Annotated in this window: 16 protein-coding genes and 1 pseudogene; 2 read left to right on the top strand and 15 right to left on the bottom strand. The window is 61.5% G+C overall.

What is annotated here, in order from left to right:
• Positions 1-172 precede the first annotated feature (172 nt).
• Both V8J63_RS27890 and V8J63_RS27885 read left to right on the top strand, forming a co-directional pair.
• A pseudogene (locus tag V8J63_RS27890) lies at positions 173-1,234 on the top strand (methyl-accepting chemotaxis protein); the annotation flags it as partial.
• Positions 1,217-2,089 carry a methyl-accepting chemotaxis protein gene (locus V8J63_RS27885; protein WP_371917811.1) on the top strand — a complete coding sequence of 291 codons (873 nt, stop codon included), beginning with the start codon at positions 1,217-1,219 and terminating at the stop codon, positions 2,087-2,089. The pseudogene V8J63_RS27890 and the gene V8J63_RS27885, both read left to right, overlap by 18 nt.
• A 250-nt stretch (positions 2,090-2,339) precedes the next feature.
• Here V8J63_RS27885 and mdoH read toward each other — a convergent pair whose 3' ends face one another.
• The 15 genes from mdoH to hutC form a co-directional block, all read right to left on the bottom strand.
• On the bottom strand, positions 2,340-4,910 hold the full coding sequence (mdoH, locus tag V8J63_RS23170) for a glucans biosynthesis glucosyltransferase MdoH (protein ID WP_024011251.1): 2,571 nt from the start codon (positions 4,908-4,910) through the stop codon (positions 2,340-2,342).
• A complete protein-coding gene (locus V8J63_RS23165; protein ID WP_177433377.1) occupies positions 4,903-6,684 on the bottom strand; it encodes a glucan biosynthesis protein G in 1,782 nt (593 codons plus the stop codon). Before V8J63_RS23165 ends, mdoH begins: the two co-directional genes overlap by 8 nt.
• Before the next feature lie 305 nt (positions 6,685-6,989).
• Positions 6,990-7,427, bottom strand: a complete 438-nt coding sequence (gene dtd, locus V8J63_RS23160; RefSeq protein ID WP_122601419.1) for a D-aminoacyl-tRNA deacylase — start codon at positions 7,425-7,427, stop codon at positions 6,990-6,992.
• Positions 7,424-8,395: a prolyl aminopeptidase gene (gene pip / locus V8J63_RS23155; RefSeq protein WP_073471584.1), complete on the bottom strand. Its 972-nt coding sequence runs from the start codon at positions 8,393-8,395 to the stop codon at positions 7,424-7,426. The genes dtd and pip overlap by 4 nt, the downstream gene beginning before the upstream one ends.
• Positions 8,396-8,638: 243 nt before the next feature.
• Complete coding sequence (gene hutG, locus V8J63_RS23150; RefSeq protein WP_125925772.1) at positions 8,639-9,442, bottom strand: N-formylglutamate deformylase; 804 nt, start codon at positions 9,440-9,442, stop codon at positions 8,639-8,641.
• 10 nt (positions 9,443-9,452) lie between these two features.
• Positions 9,453-10,658, bottom strand: coding sequence for an imidazolonepropionase (hutI, locus tag V8J63_RS23145; protein WP_125925773.1), 1,206 nt, complete (start codon positions 10,656-10,658; stop codon positions 9,453-9,455).
• Between the two features lie 244 nt (positions 10,659-10,902).
• Positions 10,903-12,435, bottom strand: coding sequence for a histidine ammonia-lyase (gene hutH, locus V8J63_RS23140; protein WP_336464674.1), 1,533 nt, complete (start codon positions 12,433-12,435; stop codon positions 10,903-10,905).
• 116 nt (positions 12,436-12,551) lie between these two features.
• Positions 12,552-14,075: a histidine ammonia-lyase gene (gene hutH, locus V8J63_RS23135; protein WP_130902928.1), complete on the bottom strand. Its 1,524-nt coding sequence runs from the start codon at positions 14,073-14,075 to the stop codon at positions 12,552-12,554.
• A 184-nt stretch (positions 14,076-14,259) separates the two neighbouring features.
• Positions 14,260-15,090, bottom strand: a complete 831-nt coding sequence (locus V8J63_RS23130; protein WP_076565191.1) for a quaternary amine ABC transporter ATP-binding protein — start codon at positions 15,088-15,090, stop codon at positions 14,260-14,262.
• Positions 15,087-15,938: an ABC transporter permease gene (locus V8J63_RS23125; RefSeq protein WP_016772087.1), complete on the bottom strand. Its 852-nt coding sequence runs from the start codon at positions 15,936-15,938 to the stop codon at positions 15,087-15,089. Before V8J63_RS23125 ends, V8J63_RS23130 begins: the two co-directional genes overlap by 4 nt.
• Before the next feature lie 70 nt (positions 15,939-16,008).
• Positions 16,009-16,977 carry an ABC transporter substrate-binding protein gene (locus V8J63_RS23120; RefSeq protein WP_041477544.1) on the bottom strand — a complete coding sequence of 323 codons (969 nt, stop codon included), beginning with the start codon at positions 16,975-16,977 and terminating at the stop codon, positions 16,009-16,011.
• Positions 16,978-17,048: 71 nt separating this feature from the next.
• Positions 17,049-18,521, bottom strand: coding sequence for a purine-cytosine permease family protein (locus V8J63_RS23115; RefSeq protein ID WP_125925776.1), 1,473 nt, complete (start codon positions 18,519-18,521; stop codon positions 17,049-17,051).
• Between the two features lie 148 nt (positions 18,522-18,669).
• Positions 18,670-20,358 (bottom strand): urocanate hydratase, encoded by a 1,689-nt coding sequence (gene hutU, locus V8J63_RS23110; RefSeq protein WP_016772090.1) that lies wholly within the window; start codon positions 20,356-20,358, stop codon positions 18,670-18,672.
• 474 nt (positions 20,359-20,832) lie between these two features.
• On the bottom strand, positions 20,833-21,405 hold the full coding sequence (locus V8J63_RS23105) for a HutD/Ves family protein (RefSeq protein ID WP_336464673.1): 573 nt from the start codon (positions 21,403-21,405) through the stop codon (positions 20,833-20,835).
• Complete coding sequence (gene hutC, locus V8J63_RS23100) at positions 21,402-22,112, bottom strand: histidine utilization repressor (RefSeq protein WP_162999786.1); 711 nt, start codon at positions 22,110-22,112, stop codon at positions 21,402-21,404. The genes V8J63_RS23105 and hutC overlap by 4 nt, the downstream gene beginning before the upstream one ends.
• Between the last annotated feature and the right edge of the window lie 132 nt (positions 22,113-22,244).

Here is a 22,244-nt window from a genome sequence, read left to right as displayed (position 1 = left end):
GCTGCGATCTTTTGATCTTGTTTTAAAAGCAAGATCAAAGGATCGCAGCCTCGTTGCACTCGTCAGCTCCTACAAGCCCCTACTGTCGCAGACAAGTGGCGTTACAGATTGCCATCACCCAGCCGATACAGCCCCTATAAGTCCAATTAAGTGGTCCGAAGGGAGTGGTCGCATGTACCGTTGGTTAGCCGAGAGTCTTGGAAACGTCAGCGTCAAACGCAAGCTGGGCATCGGTTTCGGCCTGGTGCTGTTGCTGACGCTGTTGATCACTTTCACCGGCTGGACCGGCATGAGCGGCATCATCAGCCGTGGCGACAAGCTCGGCTTCATTTCCAGCCTCAATGAGCTGACCAAAGACCTGCGCCTGGCGCGCATGGACTACGACATGCGTCGTGGTGAACAGGGTCCGGGGGCGGTCAATGAATTGCTCAGCAAACTCGAAAGCGGTCTGCAATCGGCACGCGGCATGATCGAGCAGCCGTCCGATGTGGCGATGGTCGATCAACAGCTCGCTGCGGTCGCCGAATACAAACGCGCTTTCGGCGAAATGACCCAGGCCACCGTCCAGCGTGAAGACGCGCGCAGCAAGCTTGGCGCCAATGCCGATAATGCCGTGGCCAAGGTCGGCGAAGTCGAAAGTGCACTGCTGCAAGGTGACAGCGTTGCGCAGTACAACGCGGTGATCGAGCTGAGCAAACTGTTGCAGCAGGCGCGCTATCAGGTGCGCGGCTACACCTACAGCGGCAAGGCCGATGCCGAGCAACCGGCGCTGACCGCCATCGACAACGCCCTGAAAAACCTCGAAAGCCTGCCGACCCGCGTGCCAGAGCAGCACATCGCCAACTTGCAGCAGGCCACCGACTCGCTCAAGGCCTATCGCGCCGCCGTCGCTCAGTTCCGTGATTCACAGGTCAAGAACACCGCCGCACTGGCCAACATGTCGGCTCAGGGCGACATCCTGATCGCGGCGAGCAAGAAGCTTACTGAATCGCAAACCGTGGTGCGCGACACCGATGCTGCCCATGCCAAGAACATGCTGCTGGTCGCCACTGCGCTGGCACTGGCCTTCGGTCTGATTGCGGCTTGGGCGATCACTCGGCAAATCATCATTCCGCTGACCCAGACCCTGAAAGTCGCCGAACACGTGGCCGCCGGCGACCTGACCCACAACCTGGTTTCCCTGCGTCGCGATGAACTCGGTCAATTGCAGCGCTCGATGCAAAGCATGACCCAGGGCCTGCGCGAGTTGATCGGCGGTATCAGCGACGGCGTCACGCAGATCGCCAGCGCCGCTGAAGAGCTATCCGCGGTGACCGAGCAGACCAGCGCCGGGGTCAATAATCAGAAGATCGAGACCGATCAGGTCGCCACCGCTATGAACGAAATGGCGGCTACCGTGCAGGAAGTCGCGCGCAACGCTGAAGAAGCTTCGGAAGCCGCCGTCGCCGCCGACCAACAGGCCCGCGAAGGCGACAAGGTCGTCGGCGAAGCCATCGCCCAGATCGAACGTCTGGCGGTCGAGGTCGGCCATTCCACCGAAGCCATGGGCGAGCTCAAGCGTGAAAGCGACAAGATCGGCAGCGTCCTCGATGTGATCAAGTCGGTGGCCCAGCAAACCAACCTGCTGGCGCTCAACGCCGCCATCGAAGCGGCCCGCGCCGGTGAAGCCGGACGTGGTTTCGCCGTGGTTGCCGACGAAGTTCGCAGCCTCGCCCAGCGCACACAGAAGTCCACCGAAGAGATCGAGGAGCTGATCGTCGGTCTGCAAAACGGCACTCAGCAAGTGGCGACGATCATGGACAACAGCCGCAGCCTGACCGACAGCAGCGTCGAACTGACCCGGCGTGCCGGCGGCTCACTGGAGAGCATCACCCGCACCGTCTCGGCGATCCAGGCGATGAACCAGCAGATCGCCGCAGCCGCCGAGCAACAGAGCGCCGTGGCCGAAGAGATCAACCGCAGCGTGCTGAACGTGCGCGATGTGTCCGATCAGACCTCGGCGGCGAGCGAGGAGACTGCCGCATCCAGCGTTGAACTGGCGCGACTGGGCACGCATCTGCAGATGCTGGTAGGCCGTTTCAAAGTCTGAGTTGATGCACAACCTCGGTTCGCCTGTAACCGAGGTGATGCCATTCGCGAGCAGGCTCGCTCCCACAGGGAAACGCATTCCAAGGTGGGAGCGAGCCTGCTCGCGAAGGCAGCGGCGCGGTCTGCGCGTCGTAGATAACGGGCGCGCCAATTTGGCGACGGATGCTATGCACTGGTTTTAGGCTTTATCCGGATTTGTTCGCAAATCAGCGGACATGAAAAAACCCCGCTGAATCAGCGGGGTTTTTTTATCAGGCCGGCTGAGCCTGCAGGCTCACCGGTCGCAGCGGCAGCAACGGCGCATGCGGATCGGCTTTCACCGAAGCGCGCCAGGCGTCCAGCCACTCAGCGTGACCTTCGGCCCAGACCTGCTCGTGCAGGCGTGCCAGTGCGACAGGGTCGCTAAGCAGTTGCAGACGATCATGGTTGTTCAGCCCGGCCGGGCCGACCTTGATCGCGTGACGCACGCGTTCCTGACGCAGCCACTCGATCGGCTCGGCCTGGCCGTGACGCGAGGTCGCCAGCGAGCACGCCAGGGCATTCTGCTGAGGATCGACCACGGCGCGGACGAAGCCGTCGTTGAGGGCGTGATAGCGGTTCTCGTGGGTGTACTGATCGGTTGCCAGCAAGGCCTGTGGCGGATTGTATTCCTCGGGGATGAGGAACAGGCTCTCGTCACGGGTCTTCAGACCAAGGCCGACACGGCTGGAGATCACCGATACCGGGATCGACAGCATCAGCGAACCGACGATCGGCACCAGCCACCAGAGGAAGCTCGGGTTCAGCCAGATCACCAGCAGCGCCCACAAGAAGCCCAGCAACGTCTGCGGACCGTGGCGCTTGACCGCCTCGCTCCACGGCGTCGAGTCGTCGTCACGCTGCGGCGAGTTCCAGGTCGCGGCCCAGCCGAGGAACGCGGCGAGGACGAAGCGGGTGTGGAAAATCATCCGCACCGGCGCCAGCAGCATGGAGAACAGCATCTCCAGCAGCATCGACAGGGTCACCTTGAACTTGCCGCCGAACTCTTTCGCGCCCTTGGCCCAGATCAGGATGATGCTCAACAGCTTCGGCAGGAACAGCAGCACGATGGTCGTCGAGAACAGCGCGATGGCCTTGTCCGGATGCCATTGTGGCCACAGCGGATAGAGCTGACGCGGCTCGAGGAAGTACTGCGGCTCCATCAGCGTGTTCACCGCCAGCAGCGCGGTCGACAACACCAGGAAGAAGAACCACAACGGCGCCGACAGGTAAGACATCACGCCGGTGAGGAACACCGCGCGGTGCACCGGGTGCATGCCCTTGACCAGGAACAGGCGGAAGTTCATCAGGTTGCCGTGGCACCAGCGGCGGTCACGCTTGAGCTCATCGAGCAGGTTCGGCGGCAGCTCTTCGTAACTGCCCGGCAGGTCGTAGGCAATCCACACGCCCCAGCCGGCCCGACGCATCAGCGCAGCTTCGACGAAGTCGTGGGACAGGATCGCACCGGAGAACGCGCCCTTGCCCGGCAACGGCGCCAAGGCGCAGTGGTCGATAAACGGCTTCATGCGGATGATCGCGTTGTGACCCCAGTAGTGGGATTCACCCAACTGCCAGAAGTGCAGACCGGCGGTAAACAGCGGGCCGTACACGCGGGTCGCAAACTGCTGCATCCGCGCATACAGGGTGTCCATGCCCGACGCACGTGGCGCGGTCTGGATGATCCCGGCGTCCGGCGTGGCTTCCATCAGGCGCACCAGACTGGTCAGGCACTCGCCGCTCATCACCGAGTCGGCGTCGAGCACGACCATGTACTTGTAGTCACCGCCCCAACGACGGCAGAAGTCGTCGAGGTTGCCGCTCTTGCGTTTCACACGACGGCGACGACGGCGATAGAAGATCTTGCCGAAGCCCTTGGCCTCGCGGCAGACATCCAGCCAGGCCTGTTGCTCGGCGACGCAGATATCGGTGTCGTTACTGTCGCTGAGGACGAAAAAGTCGAAGCGATCCAGATCACCGGTGGCCGCGACCGATTCGAACGTCGCACGCAGACCGGCGAATACACGCGGCACGTCTTCGTTGCAGATCGGCATCACCAGCGCAGTACGCGCATCTTTGGGAATCGGCTCGTTACCAGCGCTTTTCCCGGAGATACGGTATTTATCGTGGCCGGTGAGCAACTCGAGGAAGCCCATCAGCGCGGTCCAGAAGCCGGCCGAGACCCAGCAGAACAGAATCCCGAACAGAATCAGGATGCTGGTTTGCAGCGCGTACGGCAGCACTTGCGTGGCGGTTTGCAGCAGCGGCTGATGCAGGACTTCTTCCAGATCGACGAACGACCAGCCCTGGTACGGCATGATGCCTTTCATGTACCAGCCGGCAACGATGGTCTGGCCGAGCATCAGCAGCAACAGAATGTAGCGGCGGATCGAACCGACGGTGCGCCAGCGCGCGGCCGGCAGGACATTGGCGTCCTTCGGCGGCTGCGGCGGGTTGGTGCGCCCGGTCAGACGGCGCCAGCCACGCACCAGGATATTGGTGCGCCATGGCTCCGGCACGACCTTGGTGCGGCGGATCGGCGGGGTCGCCTTGAGGCTGACCCGACCACTGGCGTCGAGCATCAGCATTTCCGCTTCAGCCAGTTCTTCGGCAGTGCTCAGGGTCAGACGCTTGCCCACCGAAGCCTGGGCGGCTTCGGCAGGGGCGTCGAATGTCGAGGACGACAGGCGTTCATGCAGCTCGCTGAACGACTGGCAACCCGCGAGTTCCGCGCGTTGCTCGTCGGTCATCGGCAGATGCGCCAGATACTCGGACAGAGTCTCTGGCTGTACTGGTGAATTACTCATCGGCAGGCAACTGATAGCTCCAGGTCTCGGTCAGGACTTCTTCAGTCGGCGCCGATTCCGGTGTGGCTGGGACCGCGTCGGCAGCGACTGGCTGCTTGGCGTCTTTGTTGGCCTTGTCCTTGGCGTCGGCTGCAGGCTTGGCTTCAGCCTGTTTGGCTTCGGCGGCCTTGGCTTCCTTGTCGAGTTTTTCCTGTTGCTTGGCGGCAACCTTGTCAGCCTTGGCGACCGACGAATTGGACGCCGGCACCGATTTGCCCAGATCTGCGGTGACCACTGGCTGAACCAGGGCGGCACGCATTTCGGTCGCTTTGCTCGGATCCTTGATCTTCATCCGCAGGGTCAGGCGCCAGCCCTTGGTTTCCGGGTTGTAGCGCACGCTGTTCTCGACCAGTTCGGCGTTGTCACCGACGCTGACCTGACTGCGCACGTCGGCATCCGGCGTCAGGGCCGCCAGCGATGGACCTTCGAAGTCGACCAGATAGGCCACGCTGCCATCGGGCTGACGGATCAGGTTCGATTGTTTGACGTCACCGGTCGAACGCAGGGTCTGTGCCACCCAGGCGCTGTCCGGCGCGTGGAGTGCTGCTTCGTCCATGGTCCAGTGCATACGGTAGGCGAAGTCCAGCGGCTGGCCTGGCTCCGGCATTTTTTCCGGGCTCCAGAACGCAACGATGTTGTCGTTGGTTTCGTCAGCGGTCGGAATCTCTACCAGATCGACAGTGCCCTTGCCCCACTCGCCCTTCGGCTCGATCCAGGCACTCGGGCGCTTGTCGTAGCGGTCGTCGAGGTCTTCGTAGTGGCTGAAGTCACGGCCACGCTGCAGCAGACCGAAACCACGCGGATTCTCGACGCTGAAGTTGCTCACGGCCAGATGTTTCGGGTTGTTCAGTGGGCGCCAGATCCACTCACCGTTGCCGGCATGGATCGACAGACCGCTGGAGTCGTGCAGTTCACGACGGTAGTTGAGCACTTTCGACGGCTGGTTGGCGCCGAACAGGAACATGCTGGTCAGCGGCGCGATACCCAGTTTGCCAACCTTGTCACGCAGGAACATCTGCGCCTTGACGTCGACGATGGTGTCGCTGCCCGGACGCAGGATCAGGCGGTAGGCACCAGTGGCACGCGGCGAGTCGAGCAGAGCGAAGATCACCAGGTGCTTGTCGCCCGGCTTGGGCTGCTGAATCCAGAACTCGCGGAAACGCGGGAATTCTTCACCCGACGGCAGCGCGGTATCGATCGCCAGACCACGGGCCGACAGACCATAGGTGTGGCCCTTGCCGACGACGCGGAAGTAACTCGCGCCGAGCATGGTCATGATCTCGTCTTGCTTGTCGGCCTTGTTGATCGGGTACAGCACACGGAAACCGGCATAGCCCAGTTGTTCGGTGGCTTTCGGATCGAATTTCAGGTCGCCGAAATCGAAGCGGCTCGGATCGTATTTGATCTCCGAGACGGTATTGGTGGTGATTTCGTTGATTTTCACCGGTGTATCGAAGTGCATACCCTGGTGATAGAAGGAGAGCTTGAACGGCGTCTTCTGATCGGCCCACTCAGCCTTTTCGGTGAGGAAGCGGATCTTCTGGTAGTCCGCGAACTTCATTTCGCGGAATTCGTTCGGCAGGTTGCTGCGCGGGGCTTCGAACTTCTGCCCGGCCAGCTCTTTGGCCTTGGCCGATACGTCGTCAAGATTGAACGCCCAAAGCTGACCGGCGCTGAGCAGGCACAGGAGCGCCGAACCCGCTACCAGAGCACTTCGCAGGCGTTTGGCAGACATTTTTGCTGCATTACAGGGACTAACAATCACGAGCAACCCTCGCCGAAAACAGATCAATAAACCAACGGCCAGCTATCTTTATGCCAGGTTGGCGAGCATTGTTCCGACTCCGCCGGGGCAAAATGATTCCCCAATCGGATCCAGACAAGTCTCTACCTAAGTCAAAACGGATCAACGAATGTCGATCCCCGCAGCGCGCGATTATCTAGTAGCCCGGATGACAACGCATCAGGGGTAACAAAGTATTTATCGCGAAAACAGCCTAAAAACAGTCGAAATTGCCGAAAAACATGTTTCAGGCACTGTCAGGTCTGTAACAGGAAGGTTACCGGGCCATCGTTGACCAGGTGCACCTGCATATCGGCGCCGAATCTACCTGATGCCACAGTGCCATGCACCTGTTTCGCCTGACTCAATAAATAGTCGAACAATTCTTCACCCAGCGCCGGCGGTGCGGCCGTAGAAAAGCTCGGACGCAGGCCGCTTTTGGTGTCGGCGGCGAGGGTGAACTGAGAGACCAGCAGCAACCCGCCACCCACATCCGCCAGGGACAGATTCATCTTGCCCTCGGCGTCACTGAATACCCGATAGTTAAGCAGCTTATGCAGAAGTTTGTCGGCGCTGGTACGCGTGTCGTCGGGTTCTACCGCCACCAGCACCAGCAAACCCTGATCGACCGCGCCGACTACCTCGCCGGCGACTTCAACCCGCGCACCGCGTACGCGTTGCAACAGCGCCTTCATGCTTCTTCGAGCGGCAGGTCGAGCAGGCGCTGGGCCATTTTGCTCGCCGCGCGCACCAGCGCATCGGTGATGCCCGGCTCGGACGCGGCGTGGCCGGCGTCGCGGATCACCTGCAATTCGCTGTTCGGCCAGGCCTGGTGCAATTCCCAGGCGTTGTCGAGCGGGCAGATCACGTCGTAACGACCGTGAATGATCACGCCGGGCAGATGAGCGATCTTGCCCATGTCGCGAATCAGCTGGTTAGGTTCAAGGAAGGCATTGTTGGTGAAGTAGTGGCATTCGATCCGCGCGATCGACAGCGCGCGCTGCGGCTCGGAGAAACGATCGACCACCAGCGGGTTCGGGCGCAGGGTCGCGGTGCGCCCTTCCCAGGTCGACCACGCCTTCGCCGCATGCATCTGGGCGATCTGATCGTTGCCGGTCAGGCGTTTGTGGAAAGCGTTGAGCAGGTCGTCGCGCTCGTCCAGCGGGATCGGCGCGATGTAGTCCTGCCAGTAATCGGGGAACAGACGGCTGGCGCCGGCCTGATAGAACCATTCGATTTCCTGCGGACGGCACAGGAAAATCCCGCGCAGAATCAGACCATGGACCCGCTCCGGGTGGGTTTGCGCGTAGGCCAGCGCCAGGGTCGAACCCCAGGAGCCGCCGAACAGCACCCATTTTTCAATGCCCAAGTGTTTGCGGATGCGCTCCAGGTCCTCGACCAGATCCCAGGTGGTGTTGTTTTCCAGGCTGGCGTGCGGGGTGGAACGACCGCAGCCGCGCTGGTCGAAGGTGACAATGCGATACAGATTCGGATCGAAATAGCGTCGGCTCTGGGCGTCACAGCCGGCGCCGGGGCCACCGTGGATGAACACCACCGGTAAACCCTCCGGCGAGCCGCTTTCATCGACGTACAGCGTATGGGTGTCATCGACAGCCAGATCGTGCCGGGCGTGGGGTTTGATCTGCGGAAACAAAGTCTGCATTGCGCGCTCCGTAAGGGGTCGAGGTCATCCCTGAGGGGACTCGTATTATTCTGCCGTTGGGCATCATAAACCCGATTTGCGTCAATGAGCATGCTCCGGGGCCTGATCGTTCCCACGCTCTGCGTGGGAACGCCTCTTGGGACGCTCCGCGTCCAGTGACGCGGAGCGTCACGGGCTGGATTCCCACGCAGAGCGTGGGAACGATCAAAGATTGCAGCCTTCGGCAGCTCCTGCAGGGGTGCTTCAGGCGTTGTGGTGTTTTTCACCCCAAGCGAGCAGTCCCTGCAGCAATTCCCTGAGCACCACCCGCGTCGGTTCGGCCAGATCGGCGCGGTAGCGGAACGGGTCGAACTCTTCCATGTAGGTGGACTGGCACAGTTCCAGCTGCACGGCGTGGATGCTCTGCGCCGGATCGCCGTACTGGCGGGTGATGTGCCCGCCTTTGAAGCGACCGTTGAGCACATGAGTAAACTGCTCGTGCCGCGCGCAGATCACTTCCAGTTCAGCAGCCAGTTGCGGATCACAACTGGCGCCATTGAAGGTGCCGAGGTTGAAGTCCGGCAGTTTGCCGTCGAACAGGTGCGGGATGATCGAGCGGATCGAGTGCGCATCGAACAACAGCGCGTAGCCGAATTCAGCCTTCAGCCGCGTCAGTTCTTGCTGCAAGGTGCGGTGATACGGCGTCCAGATCTGCTCCAGGTAAGTCGCGCGCTCCTCTTTCGACGGTTCCAGACCTTCCTGAAACAACGGAATGCCGTCGAACAACGTCGCCGGATACAACCCGGTGGTCGCCCCGGCATACAACGGCTTGTCGTCGGACGGCCGGTTGAGGTCGATGACGAAGCGCGAATACTCTGCCGCCAGGGTACTCGCGCCCAGTTCCTCGGCAAAATCGTAGAGCTGCGGGATATGCCAGTCGGTGTCCGGCAAACTCTTCGCGGCGGGGATCAACCCGACTTCGACCGCCGGGGTCAGACGCACGCCGGCGTGGGGCATGCTGATCAGCAGCGGCACGCGGCCTTGTTTGAAACTCAGAACCTTGTCCACAACCGTTCTCCTACAGATTCGATTCGACGCCGTGACGCACGACGCGCTTGTCCAGATCGCCACCGAGCCAATAGGCCAGATCCGCCGGACGCTCGATGTCCCACGCCACGAAATCGGCGACCTTGCCGACCTCCAGCGAGCCATGGGTCTGCGCCATGCCCAACGCCTGCGCGGCATGGATGGTCGCTCCGGCCAGAGCTTCTTCCGGGGTCATGCGGAAACAGGTGCAGGCCATGTTCAGCATCAGGCGCAACGACAGCGCTGGCGAGGTGCCGGGATTGAGGTCGCTGGCGATGGCGATTTTCACCTTGTGTTTGCGCAGCGCGTCCATCGGCGGCAATTGGGTTTCGCGCAGGAAGTAGAACGCGCCTGGCAGCAGCACGGCGACGGTGTCGGCAGCGGCCATGGCGATGGCATCGTCCTCGTCCATGAACTCTAGGTGATCGGCGGACAAGGCTTTGTAGCGCGCGGCGAGGCTGGAGCCGTGCAGCGAGGACAACTGCTCGGCGTGCAGCTTTACCGGCAGTCCGAGTTGTTGCGCGGCGACGAACACCCGCTCGACCTGCTCCGGCGAAAACGCCAGGTATTCGCAGAACGCATCCACGGCATCGACCAGACCTTCGGCGGCAAGGGCCGGGAGCATCTGCTCGCAGACCAGATCGATGTAATCGTCGGCGCGATCCTTGTACTCCGGCGGCAACGCGTGCGCCGCCAGGCAAGTGCTGCGCACGCTGATCGGCAGCTCTTCGGCCAGGCGCCGGATGACCCGCAGCAGCTTGCGCTCGTTGGCCAGATCGAGACCGTAGCCGGATTTCATTTCCACCGTGGTCACGCCGTCGCGCATCAGGCTTTTCAGGCGTTTGGCGGCGCTGGCGAACAGCTCGTCCTCAGTGGCTTCGCGAGTGGCGCGCACGGTGCTGGCGATGCCGCCGCCCTGCGCGGCGATCTCGGCATAGCTGACGCCTTGCAGACGCTGCTCGAATTCGCCGCTGCGGTTGCCGCCGAACACGGTGTGGGTGTGGCAGTCGATCAGACCGGGGGTGACCCACGCACCCTGCAAATCATTGACCGCCGGGTATTCGCCGGACGGCAATTGAGTGCGTGGGCCGATCCACTCGATGAGCGCGCCGGACGTGACGATCGCGGCATCCTCGATGATCGAATAGGCGCCGTTGGCCATGGTTGCGACGTGGCAGTGTTGCCAGAGGGTTTTCACTGTTGGCCTCCGTTTGGGTTTGTATGGTGAGCCGCCTCAAAAGCCCCTCACCCTAGCCCTCTCCCAGAGGGAGAGGGGACTGACCGGGTTGTTCTGTCGAGAGATGTCGACCTGAAATTTCTCAGCCGAACTCACGTTGCGAAAACAATGAAGATCGGCTCCCTTCCCCCTCTCCCCCTTGGGGGAGAGGGCTGGGGTGAGGGGGATCGATTTCACTAACAATACAAATCTCCCCGTAAAGCGCTTACAAACTAGGCAACAACTGCCCAGCAACAAGCTCGGTCAAACACCGCGACGCCAGCAATTGCGTCGCAGCATTGATGTCCGGCGCAAAGAAGCGGTCCTTTTCATAGAACGGCACTTCCTTGCGCAAAATCGCCCGTGCCTGTTCAAGCTTCGGCGAGGTCTTCAGACCGTTGCGCAGATCCAGGCCCTGCACCGCCGCCAGCCATTCCACAGCGAGAATGCCGCGAGTGTTCTCGGCCATTTCCCACAGACGCTTGCCCGCCGCCGGGGCCATCGATACGTGATCTTCCTGGTTGGCCGAGGTCGGCAGGCTGTCCACCGAATGTGGATGGGACAGCGCCTTGTTTTCACTGGCCAACGCCGCAGCGGTGACCTGGGCGATCATGAAACCGGAGTTCACCCCGCCATTGGCCACCAGGAATGGCGGCAGTTGCGACATGTGCTTGTCCATCATCAGCGAGATGCGCCGCTCGCTCAGCGAGCCGATTTCAGCGATGGCCAGGGCCATGTTGTCAGCGGCCATGGCCACTGGTTCGGCGTGGAAGTTGCCGCCGGAAATCACGTCGCCTTCAGCGGCGAATACCAGCGGGTTGTCGGAAACCGCGTTGGCTTCGACCGCCAGCACTTCAGCGGCCTGACGGAACTGGGTCAGGCAGGCGCCCATGACTTGCGGCTGGCAGCGCAGCGAGTACGGGTCCTGGACCTTGTCGCAATTCTGGTGCGAGGCGGAGACTTCGCTGCGCTCACCGAGCAGATCGCGGTACGCGGCAGCGGCGTCGATCTGACCTTTCTGCCCGCGTGCGGCATGAATGCGCGCGTCGAACGGCGAGCGCGAACCGAGCACGGCTTCAACAGTAAGACTGCCCAGCGCCACTGCACCGGCAAACAGATCCTCGCCTTCGAACAAACCGCGCAGGGCAAACGCTGTGGAAACCTGAGTACCGTTGAGCAACGCCAGACCTTCTTTAGCCGCTAACGTCAGCGGCGCCAGGCCGGCGACTTTCAGCGCTTCGGTGGCCTCAAGCCATTCGCCCTTGTAGCGGGCCTTGCCCTCGCCCAGCAGCACCAGCGACATGTGCGCCAACGGCGCCAGATCCCCCGACGCACCGACCGAACCTTTCAGCGGAATGTGCGGATAGACCTCGGCATTTATCAGCGCGATCAGCGCATCGATCACCTGCCGACGGATGCCGGAGAAACCCCGGCTGAGGCTGTTGACCTTGAGCACCATGATCAGTCGTACAAGGTCATCGCTGATCGGCTGGCCGACGCCGGCCGCGTGCGAGAGCACCAGCGAACGCTGCAGGTTTTCCAGGTCTTCACTGGCGATGCGCGTCGAGGCCAGCAGGCCGAAACCGGTGTTGATGCCGTAGGCGGTGCGGTTCTCCGCGAGGATCTGCTCGACGCAGGCGACGCTGGCCTCGATCTGCGCGCTGGCGCTGTTGTCGAGAGTCAAGGTTACGGGATGCTGGTAGACGTCACGCAGTTGGGCCAGGCTCAGTTGGCCGGGGATCAGATTCAACGCAGTCATTAAAATGCTCCTGTCAGGCATTGTTATTAACTACCAGTCGCTCCGGAGCATTCCGTTATCCGTCGCTTCTCGTCTTGTGAACGATCCACGCCTTGGCACGCTGGTATGGGTAGTAGTCAGTGCAAATTCGGTAGAACGTTGTGCGGCAGATTCGGGTCTTTCAGCACGGTCGCAGCGGCGGCGATATCCGGCGCCAGCCAGCGGTCCTGATCGTAGGCCGGGACCGTTTCGCGCAGCAGTTTCCACGCGCAGTCAGTGCCCACGCCAAAGCGCTGTTCCTTGAGGAATTCAAACGCCTGCGCCGCCAGCAGGTATTCAATCGCGAGGATCTGCGTGCAGTTTTCCAGCGCGCGATGCAGCTTCAGCGCGGCGTTGGTGCCCATGCTCAGGTGATCTTCCTGTAGGCCCGAGGTGATGTAGTTGTCGAGTACCGCCGGTTGCGCCAATTGGCGGTTTTCCGCACACAGCGATGCGGCGACGTATTGCACGATCATCATTCCCGAGTTGACCCCGGGATTGGCCACCAGAAACGCCGGCAGACCGCTGACGTGCGGGTTGACCAAACGGTCCAGACGGCGCTCGGCAATCGAGCCGATTTCGGCCATGGCAATCGCCAGCAGATCCGCCGCCATCGCCACGGATTGACCGTGCGGGTTGGCCTGCGACATCACCCGGAAATTGTCCGGCGTGCCGAGCAGTAACGGGTTGTCGGTGCAGCCGTTGAGTTCGGCTTCGACCTGTTTGATCGCATGCTCCAGTTGATCACGGGCGGCGCCGTGAACCTGCGGGATCGAACGAATGCTCAGCGCATCCTGAGTGCGAATGCCTTTGCTCGCAGCGATCACTTCGCTGCCATCGAGCAAGGCGCGCAGGTTGTTGCCGACCTGCTGCATGCCCGGATGCGGCTTGAGCGCAATGATTTCGGCATCGAACGCATCGATCTGGCCGCGCTGGGCTTCGAAACTCATCGCGCCGATGACGTCGGCCCATTGCAACAGCCGCGTAGCGTCGGCAATCGCCAGGCAACTGAGGCCAGTCATGCACGGCGTGCCGTTGACCAGACACAAGCCATCCTTCGCACCGAGTTGCACTGGTTGCAGGCCTTCTTCGGCCAACGCCTGTTGCGCCGAGGTGATCTGCCCGCGATAGCTGACATTACCGACGCCGAGCAGCGCGATGCCGATGTGCGCCATGTGCGTCAGATAACCCACCGAACCCTGCGACGGCACCTGCGGGGTGATGCCGCGATTGAGCAGCGCCAGCAGCCCTTCGACGACACGCCGATGCAGGCCGGACTTGCCGTGGCTGTAGTTGTGGATCGCAGCGCAGATGATTGCGCGGGTCTGCTCGTCGCTGAGCACCGGGCCGACACCGCAGGCATGGCTGAGCAAGGTGTTGCGCGAGAGTTGGCTGAGCTGTTCGTCTTGCAGCGAAACGTTGGACAGACCGCCGAGACCGGTGTTGACGCCATAGGCGCGCTCGCCGCTGGCGACGATGCGCTGAACGATGGCCTGAGCATTGTCGATGCGCGCCCAGATGTCGCTGGACAGTTCCAGCGGCGCACCGTGACGGGCGACAGCGACCACGTCCTGCCAACGCAGAGGGCTGCCTGTGATAACGATTTTTTCAGCCTGGGACATCTCTAACCTCATACCAATTCTGTTGATGCCGGGAACCCTGTGGTGAGGGGATTTATCCCCGTTGGGTGGCGAAGCCGCCCCAAACCATGCCCGCAAATCCGTCAGACAGACCGCAGTGGCCGGTTTTACGACTGCTTCGCAGCCGAACGGGGATAAATCCCCTCACCACAACGGCCACTCAGCGTCACACCACCGCCGCCCGCCGCTGTACGAACCGGTCGACATACTCATCCGCCGGCGAATGCAGGATCTCTCTTGGCGTGCCCACCTGGATCAACCGGCCATCCTTGAGAATCGCGATGCGATTGCCGATGCGCACGGCTTCGTCGAGGTCGTGGGTGATGAAGACGATGGTTTTATGCAGGGTCTTTTGCAGTTCCAGCAACTGGTCCTGCATTTCGGCGCGGATCAGCGGGTCCAGCGCACTGAACGCTTCGTCCATGAGGATGATGTCGGTGTCCGCCGCCAATGCACGGGCGAGGCCGACGCGCTGACGCATGCCGCCGGAGAGCTGGTGCGGGTATTTGTTTTCGTAGCCTTTGAGGCCGACGGTGTTGATCCAGTGCAGCGCGCGTTCGGCGCAGACCTGCTTGCTTTCGCCGCGCACTTTCAGGCCGTAGGCGACGTTATCGAGCACGGTTTTGTGCGGCAGCAGACCGAAGCTCTGGAACACCATGCTGATCTTGTGTCGACGAAATTCGCGCAGGGCGTCCATGTCGTACTGCAGGATGTCCTCGCCATCGACCAGAATCGCCCCGCTGGTGGGGTCGATCAGCCGATTGAAGTGCCGTACCAGGGTGGATTTGCCCGAGCCGGACAGGCCCATGATCACAAAGATTTCGCCGGTGCCGATACTCAGCGACAAGTCGTTCACGCCGACCACGCAACCGGTTTCGCTGAGCACCTGGTCCTTGCTCTTGCCCTGGCCGACCATGGCCAGCGCATCCTTGGCGCGGTTGCCGAAAATCTTGAAGACGTTGCGCACTTCGATCTTGCTCACGCTTGCGTTACTCATTTGCTCACCTCGTGGCGTGGCCGACCGTACGCTTGAGTAATGCGGTCGATGACCACCGCGAGAATCACGATCGCCAGCCCGGCTTCGAGACCTCGGCCGACGTTAAGGGTCTGAATCCCCACCAGCACGTCTTCACCGAGGCCACGGGCGCCGATCATCGAAGCGATCACCACCATCGACAGGGCCATCATCGTGGTCTGGTTGATCCCGGCCATGATGCTCGGCAGCGCCAGCGGCAGTTGCACGCCGAACAGTTGCTGCCAGCGGTTGGCGCCGAAGGCGTTGATCGCCTCCATGACTTCACCGTCGACCTGACGAATACCGAGGTCGGTCAGGCGAATCAGCGGCGGCGCGGCGTAGATCACCGTGGCGAAAATCGCCGGCACCTTGCCCAGGCCGAACAGCATCAGCACCGGAATCAGGTACACGAAACTCGGCATGGTCTGCATGATGTCGAGCAGCGGCATCAGCACCGAACGCAGGCGATTGCTGCGCGCCGAGAGGATCCCCAGCGGGATGCCGATCAGCACCGAAATGATCGTCGCGACCATCATCAGCGCCAGGGTCTGCATGAGCTTGTCCCACAGGCCGACCGCACCCACCAGAAACAGCAAGCCGACAATCACGGCGGTGGTCACGACCTTGCGCGTGGCGTGCCAGGCGATGACACCGACGATTGCCAGCATCAACCACCACGGCGCCGCACGCAGCAAACCTTCGAGGCTGACAATGGCCCACAGCAGCGTGTCGGAGATATGCCGGAACACGTCGCCGTAGTTGGTCACCAGCGAATCGACCCAACCGTTGACCCAGTCGGCGATGGAAAAGGTAAAGCTTTCGGGAAACATAAGGGACTCTCAATCAAGGGGTTGCGATCAAGCGTCCGGCTGCCGTGGCTGGCAGCCGGGGAAACCTGACCTACAAGGCCGCGTCGATTTTCTTGGCTGCGTCGTCGCTCACCCATGCGTGCCAGACTTCAGGATGTTCCTTGAGGAAGATTTTCGCCAGTTTTGCCGACTCGATACGTTCCTTGGCCATGCGCCCAAGGTTCTGATTGAGCAGGTCGATCGGCAGGTTGACCTTTTCCAGCACGGCGACCAGTTCCGGGGCTTCGTCGTGGAAGGTTTTCGACAGGCCGACCTTGATGCTGACGGTCTTGTCGACGCCGGGTTTCTCTTCCAGTTTGACCGCGTCGATCTGGCCCATCAGCGGCGTCGGCGACCAGTAGTAGAAGAGGATCGGCTCGCCACGCTTGTAGCTCGACAGCACCGCCGCATCCAGCGCAGGTCCTGTGCCTGGGCGGAAGTTGGTGTAGCTGTTTTCCAGGCCATAACTCTTGAGCATTTCGCTGTTGTCGAGCTCGCAGGTCCAGCCGGCCGGGCAGTTATAGAAGCGGCCCTTGGACGGCTCTTCGGCGTCCTTGAATACGGCGGAATACTTGCCCAGATCAGCGATGTTTTTCAGGTCCGGGGCTTTTGCCTCGAGCTTGCGCTTGGCGTCGCCTTCGATCACGTAACGCGGCACGTACCAGCCTTCGACCGCGCCCACCACCGGTGCGCCGACACCGACGACCTTGCCGGCCTTCTCGGCCTTGTTCCAGACCTCGCTGCGGCCGACCCACTCTTCGGCGAACACTTGAATATCGTTGCTGCTCAGGGCGTTTTCCATGGTGATGGAATTGCCCGGCAGGCTGTCGGTCTTGCAGCCGTAACCTTTCTCCAGCACCACTTGCATAACGTCGGTCAGGAGCATGCCGCTCTCCCAGTTCAGCCCGGCGAATTTCACCGGTTTGCCCGATTCGCACCAGCCGGCGGCTTGCGTCGCACCGGCACTGGCCAACAGGCCCATGGACAGCAATGTGGTCAGCAGGGTCTTGTTCGATTTCATTGTCGTGACGCTCCTAATCATGAATGGGCTTACGGCAGTTCAAGAGGCATCCAGCCTGGTCCACGTCCAGATCAGGCCTGCGCCGCAGCGCGACCGGTCCCGCTCGTTTTTGCTTGTCGGGTGCTGTTCTGCTCGACCGGCAGAATCAGGCGATCGGGCACTGCGCTGTGCCATTTCTTTGCGCAGAAGTAATAGACGGCGGCCGGGAGAACCAGACCGATGATCCAGGAAATGTCCACATCACCGAGGGCGGCCACCAGCGGCCCGGTGTAGAACTTGGTCGAGATGAACGGCAGCTGCACCAGTACACCGAACACATAGACGCTGATGCCGAGCAGGTTCCAGCGTCCGTAGCGACCGTTCGGATCGGCCAGCGCCGGCACGTCGTAACGCTCGCGGGTTATGCAGTAGTAGTCGACCAGATTGATCGCGCTCCACGGGGTGAAGAAGGCGAGCAGAAACAGGATGAACGACTTGAACGCACCGAGGAACGAGTGCTGCCCGAGCAGGGCAATAAGGGTTGCCGCGCCGACGATGAACAGCACGAAGATCAGCCGCTGCATGCGAGTAACCGTCAGGTGCCCTTTGAAACCACTGATGATGGTGGCGATGCACATGAAGCTGCCGTAGGAGTTCAGCGTCGAAATGGTCACCTTGCCGAACGCGATGCTGAAATACAGCAGCGCGGCAGTGGCGCCGGTACCGCCGAGCCCGACGATGTAGGCGACTTCATGGCCAGCGAATTGACCGTTGGCTGAAGCGGCGGCAAACACACCGAGGATCATCGCCACCTGGGCGCCGATCACCGAACCTGCGCCAGCGGCGAAAAAGGTTTTCACCGATGAAGTGGCGCTCGGCAGGTAGCGCGAGTAGTCCGCCACGTACGGGCCGAAGGCGATCTGCCAGGACGCCGCCAGCGACACCGCCAACAGGAAACTGCTCCAGCTGAAATGACGAATCTGCAGGAGCGCACCGACGTCGGTCTGGCTCATCAGCCGCCAGAACAGGAACACGAAAGCGATCACGCCAATCACACTGGCGACGCGGCCGATCCAGTGGATTACACGGTAGCCAAGCACTGTGACCAGCACGATGACGCTGGCGAAAATAAGGATGCCAAAGCTGTCGCTGACGTTGAACAGCTGCCCCAGCGCCTGCCCGGAGAGCACTGTCCCGGTGGCGGTGAAACCCAGGTACATCAGGCACACCAGCACGATCGGAATCGCTGCGCCATAAACGCCGAATTGCACACGGCTGGAGATCATCTGCGGCAAGCCCAGTTTCGGTCCCTGCGCGGCATGCAGCGCCATCACACCACCGCCGAGCAACTGACCGATCAATAGACCGATCAACGACCAGAACACATCACCGCCAAGTACCACCGCCAAGGCCCCGGTGACGATCGCGGTGATCTGCAGGTTGGCGCCCATCCACAGGGTGAACTGGCTGAACAGACGACCGTGTCTTTCCGCTTCCGGGATGTAGTCGATCGAACGCCTTTCGATCAACGGTGTACTGCCTGCACGTTCGTTGTTAACCGCCATGATTCAACCTCTGTGGATTGCTATTCGGGTTCACTGAAATTCCTCTGTGGGAGCGAGCCTGCTCGCGAATCGGGTGTATCAGGCACAGCAGTAGCGACTGACACGACGCCTTCGCGAGCAGGCTCGCTCCCACATAAACCAGAGCGTGTTACCCGCCAGTGATCATCGGCAGATTCAGCCCCTGCTCTTTCGCGCAGTCGATGGCAATCTGGTAACCGGCATCGGCATGGCGCATGACGCCAGTCGCCGGGTCGTTATGCAGCACGCGAGCGATGCGTTCGGCAGCCTCATCGGTACCGTCGCAGACGATCACCATCCCCGAATGCTGCGAGAAGCCCATGCCGACACCGCCGCCGTGGTGCAAGGAGACCCAGGTCGCGCCGCTGGCGGTGTTCAGCAGTGCGTTGAGCAGCGGCCAATCGGAGACGGCGTCGGAACCGTCCTGCATCGATTCGGTTTCGCGGTTGGGACTGGCCACCGAGCCGGAGTCGAGGTGGTCGCGACCGATCACCACCGGGGCCGACAGCTCACCGCTACGGACCATTTCGTTGAAGGCCAGACCGAGCTTGGCGCGCTGGCCCAGACCGACCCAGCAGATACGCGCCGGCAGACCCTGGAAGCTGATGCGCTCGCGGGCCATGTCCAGCCAGTTGTGCAAATGCGCGTCGTCGGGGATCAGCTCTTTGACCTTGGCGTCGGTTTTGTAGATGTCCTGTGGATCACCCGACAGCGCCGCCCAGCGGAACGGGCCGATGCCACGGCAGAACAGCGGACGGATGTAGGCCGGCACGAAGCCCGGGAAATCGAAAGCGTTTTCGACGCCTTCTTCCTGAGCCATCTGACGGATGTTGTTGCCGTAGTCGAAGGTCGGAATGCCTTGCTTCTGGAACTCCAGCATGGCTTTGACGTGCACCGCCATCGACTGCTTGGCTGCCTTGATCACAGCGGCTGGTTCGGTCTTGGCGCGGGCGCGGTATTCGTCCCAGCTCCAGCCAGCCGGCAGGTAGCCGTTGAGCGGATCGTGGGCGCTGGTCTGGTCGGTGACCATGTCCGGGCGCACGCCGCGCTTGACCAGTTCCGGCAGGATTTCCGCCGCGTTGCCGAGCAGGGCGATGGAAATCGCTTTGCCTTCTTTGGTGTATTTGTCGATGCGCGCCAGTGCGTCGTCGAGGTCTTTGGCTTGCTCATCGACGTAACGGCTTTTCAGGCGGAAATCGATGCTGACCTGTTGGCACTCGATGTTCAGCGAGCAGGCGCCGGCCAGGGTGGCGGCCAGCGGTTGTGCGCCGCCCATGCCACCGAGGCCTGCGGTCAACACCCAGCGACCCTTCAGGTCAGCGTTGTAATGCTGGCGCCCGGCTTCAACGAAGGTTTCGTAGGTGCCCTGAACGATGCCCTGGCTGCCGATGTAGATCCAGCTGCCGGCGGTCATTTGGCCGTACATGGCCAGGCCTTTGGCGTCGAGTTCGTTGAAGTGTTCCCAGCTCGCCCAGTGCGGCACCAGGTTGGAGTTGGCGATCAGCACGCGCGGCGCGTTGCTATGAGTCTTGAATACGCCGACCGGCTTGCCCGACTGCACCAGCAGGGTTTCGTCGTCATTCAGGTTGGTCAGGCTCTCGACGATCTTGTCGTAGCACTCCCAGTTCCGCGCAGCGCGGCCGATGCCACCATAGACCACCAGTTCTTTCGGGTTCTCGGCGACTTCCGGGTCGAGGTTGTTCATCAACATGCGCAGCGGCGCTTCGGTCAGCCAGCTCTTGGCGGTCAGCGTGTTACCGCGGGCGGCGCGGATCTGCACGTCACGAAACTTGTTGCTGTTCTGGGTATTGTCAGTCACGAAAAAGACTCCTCAGCGATCAATTCAAACCAACCCTGGCAGTGGGCCGCAGCCTGCGCGCTGTGCTGCGCGACAAGCGAATCAGTGGACGCTGCGGAGAGTCTCGACCGACTCATACGCATACGTCTTTACTTGTACATACAAGCATATGCAATCAAGCGGCCAACTTGTTGGAGGCGTGTTCAGGAAAAATCACGGGCATGGCTGGAGAGCGCCTGAATCGAGGGTTCTGGCGTGGATGAAATTTTCCGGGAGGAGATTCTGAGCAGATGCGGCTAGGCCAAGTGAGCGTGGTTTTGCGCCACGCTGGGGCGTTCGGTAACAAGTTGGTGCGTGGAGGGAAACAAGAGTGGGGTTGGCTTTTGTGGCGAGGGGATCTATCCCCGCTGGGTCGCGAAGCGGCCCCATTCTTGATTAAAAAGGCGGTCTGCTGCGCAGCCCAGCGGGGATGAATCCCCTCGCCACAGGGGGTGTTCAGTTGTGGAGGAGTTCGATCACGCAGCATGCGGCGTTGGTAGAGACTTCGACCAGCCCGCTGTTACCGTCCAGTTGCAGACAATCATGCCGCCCGAGCTGCGAAACGCCGTCGCCAACACGCACGTCCATCCGCTCACTGACACTGAACACCAGCACCGTCGATGCCGAGCTGAAAAACCGCTGCTCACCGGCCAACCACTGCAACCGTGCGCTGTAACGTTGCGGCGCGTAGATCAGATTGAAGTCGCGAATCGCACCGCCGAGCAAGGTGCAGGACACCTGACTTTCGCCGCTGAAAGCAAACGGGTCCAAGGGTAACAGTGGGCGGGTAGCGTCACCGTCGACGCACAAGGTCATGCCGTCGCCCTGCAACACGGTGATCACTCGCTGGTAACCGGCGAATGTCGAGAAACCGCCCGATTCGGTGATGTCGGCAATCGACAGACGCCAGCCGAAACCGTCCAAGCCAACGCCGGCATCACGGGTGATTTCCTCGGTGCTGCCGCCGCCGTTTTTCCACGGCATGCGCGGGTAGCCTTCAGCGCGTAGAACCTTCACTTGATAATTCATTTATGAAAGCGCCCTTCCAGACGATGGCGGGAACCGGGGTGGATCAAACGCGCCGCCGTCACCGGTTGACGCCCCGACCAGGTTCGCCGGCGAATCAGCAGGCACGGCTCGCCCTTTTCGATCTGCAGCAGCTTGCACTCCGACGGCTCGGCAAGAATCGCTTCGACCACGTGCTCGCCCTCGGTCAGCGGCGCGACCTGGTTGAGATAGGCATAAGGCGTTTGCAGGGTGAAATCCTGCTTGAGGTATTCCGGCGCGACCAGGGCGTTGACGAAACGGTCTTCGATTTGCACCGGAATGCCGTTTTCGTAATGCACGATCAGCGAGTGGAAGACCTTCTGACCTTCGCGCATGTCCAGCGCCAGCGCGCGTTCGGAGCCGGCAGCTTCTTCTTCGAGGGTGATGACCTGGCAGGTGTGGCGATGGCCGCGCGAGGCGATTTCATCGGCGATGTTGTGCACTTCGAACAGCGCAGACTGGCTCTTCGGTTCGGCGACAAACGTGCCCACGCCTTGCATGCGCACCAGCAGGCCGTCGGCGGTCATCTCGCGCAGGGCGCGGTTGATGGTCATGCGGCTGAAGCCGAGCTGGCTGACCAGTTCGCTTTCCGACGGCACGCGGTAGTGCGGCGGCCAGTTACCGCTGTCGATCTGCTGGGTGATCATCTGTTTGACGCGGGCGTACAAAGGCGCCGGACTGTCGCCCATGTTCGCGGCCAACGGAGAAACTGGAGGCGGAGTCGGCACGGTTGATCCCTGTTCATTGGATGAAAGTGACTAGCTTGCCGGAGTTTACCGGGCAGGCAAACGTCTGTATATGTATATACAAATAACACACGA

The sequence above is a fragment of the Pseudomonas sp. CCNWLW23 genome (genome assembly GCF_037095675.1).
GTDB lineage: Bacteria > Pseudomonadota > Gammaproteobacteria > Pseudomonadales > Pseudomonadaceae > Aquipseudomonas > Aquipseudomonas atacamensis.
This window is presented reverse-complemented; position numbering and strand designations above follow the sequence as displayed.